This window comes from Brevundimonas sp., from assembly GCF_032107865.1.
GTDB lineage: Bacteria > Pseudomonadota > Alphaproteobacteria > Caulobacterales > Caulobacteraceae > Brevundimonas.
On sequence record NZ_DAMCNG010000314.1, the window covers coordinates 1 to 2157 of the forward strand.

Consider the following 2157-nt stretch of genomic DNA (forward strand, 5'->3'; position numbering starts at 1 on the left):
GCGTCCGGGGCCGGCTTCAGCAGGCCGACGCCGGCAGCAGCGGCGACCACGAGGGCCAGTCCGGCGACGCCGCCCATCGCCACCTTGCGCGACAGGCGAAGGGGTCTGGGCGGGTCGGCCCGGAGGCGCATCGCCTTGACCGCAGGATCCTCGCCGCCAGTCGTATCGCTCATCGACCTGCCCTCCTCTTTTCGATCCGCACGGTCTGCGTACGCCGCCCCGAGACGAGGCGAAGCTCTGCGACATCGAACAGACGATCGACGATCAGCCGGCGACCCAGGACGCGGTAGTTCACCAGAGAGGCGCCGCCGTCAGGATCGAGCAGGAACAGGGGCGGCAGCGTCGCCTGATCGATCGCGGCGTCAAATTCCAGAATGACCTGGCGGCCGTCGTCGAACACTCGGACCGGCCGCCAGGCGGTCCGGGCGCCGGAGATCCGATAGCTGAAGTTGAGATCTTCCAGCCTCATCCTTGGCTCGGCGTCACGCTCCGCCTGCCGCGCCGCCTGGGCTTCGAGCGCCATCAGCTCGTCCTGAGGATAGCGCCAGGACACCCCCGCCATATAGGCCGAGGCCTGGGCGTTGAGCTCCAGATGGTAGGTCCGTCGATCCGTATTAATGATGAGATTGGTCTTCAGGTCGTTCCGGGTGGGCTTTACGAGGATGTGGATCCGTCGCGTTTCGCCCGCGCCGCTCTCTGTCTGGCCGATGATCCAGCGCACCGTGTCCCCAGCCGCCACAGGCCCCTGACCGGAAAGGGCTTCGCCAGGCTGGAGGGCGATGTCGGTGACGTGCCCCGGCGCGCCGTAGACCTGGAAAAGGGCGCCGGCTTCATAGGCGTAGACCTGGGTGGCGTTCAGATAGTTTTCGCCTAAGGGCTGCACGCGCGCGGCGGCGTTGGCGGCGGCGATGCGCGAAGCTGGAGGCGGCGCGTCCTGCATCGCGCGCTGAGGGTTTGAGGCCAGGCCGGCGCCGGGCGCTGCGGCAAGGCAGAGCGCCAGGACGGCGCTAGAGGGCATGAGGCGGCGCATCAGTCGATCTCCTTTGACCAGTTGAAGGCGTGGACCAGGACGCCGAGAGGATTCTTCCTCAGATCATCGGCCGTCCTCGGCGGCTGGACCGTCACCGTCAGGATCGCGGTCCACCGCTCAGTCGTTGCGAGACGGCCATCGACAAAGCGCCGCTCGGTCCAGGCGACACGGAAGGAGGATGGCGAGGCGCGGATGATGCTGGAGACCTCGATACCCACCTGGATGCGCCCGACGTCGGCGAACGGATCATTCGTGCGGGCGAAGTCCGACAGGGCGGCGGCGCCCTGATCCGTCGTGTAGTCGTAGGCGCGCAGCCAATTGTTCCGCACCACGACAGGATCGGCGGAGATACCGCGCACCTGTTCGACGAACCGGCCGAGATGCCAGGCGATCTGCGCGTCGCTTGGCGTATAGTTCGCCTGGGCTGGCGCGACCGCGAGCGGCTCGCCATGTTGGTCCACCTCGACGATCCAGGGCGTGACCACGCCTCGCGCGGACTGAACGACGAGTCCGGCGGCCAAGCCGCCGGAAAGACCCAGCGCCATCAGGGCGGCGAGCCGCCAGTTGCGCGCCTGGACGCGGGCGGACCCGATCCGGTCGTCCCATACCTGGGCGGCCCGCTGATAGGGCGTTTCCGGCGTCGGCGAACGCCCATAGTGGCCGCCGGGACGTTTGAAGGGGTTCATGAACGGTCCTCGCTGACAGAAACGGATGCGGAGCCCCCGTGGTGGTCGCCCGACCGGACCGCATGAACGGCAGTGGCGACGCCGTGGGCGACGGCCTGTCGGCGCTCCATCTCCCTGGCCCATCGGGGCTTGCCCTCCCTGGACCCGCCAGCCCCTTCAGGCTTTTCGGGCCCTCCGCGAGACGATGAAGCCGGCGCGGGTTGAGACTCTGAACCTGCCGGAGCAGAGGCGCTTTCCGCTCCTGGCGCAGCTTCCGTCCCGGGGGAGGCAGACGACCGATCCGGGGGCGAGGATCCCCCCGACGGCGGGGATGCTCCACCGCCACCGCCACCGCCACCGCCACCGCCACCGCTGCCGCTGCCGCCACTACCATTGCCGTTGCCGGAGCCTCCGCCCGGACCGCGTCCGCCGGGAGATCCGCTTCCCGCGCCCGCGGCGCCG

2 protein-coding genes are annotated in these 2157 nt (G+C 69.3%); both read right to left on the reverse strand.

The genetic code is table 11. The features are described from left to right. Positions 1 to 169 precede the first annotated feature (169 nt). Positions 170 to 1030: a P-type conjugative transfer protein TrbG gene (gene trbG, locus RT567_RS16080; protein WP_313519607.1), complete on the reverse strand. Its 861-nt coding sequence runs from the start codon at positions 1028 to 1030 to the stop codon at positions 170 to 172. Next, entirely contained in the window at positions 1030 to 1716 is a 687-nt protein-coding gene (gene trbF / locus RT567_RS16085) for a conjugal transfer protein TrbF (RefSeq protein ID WP_303719188.1), read from the reverse strand. Before trbF ends, trbG begins: the two co-directional genes overlap by 1 nt. Positions 1717 to 2157 lie beyond the last annotated feature (441 nt).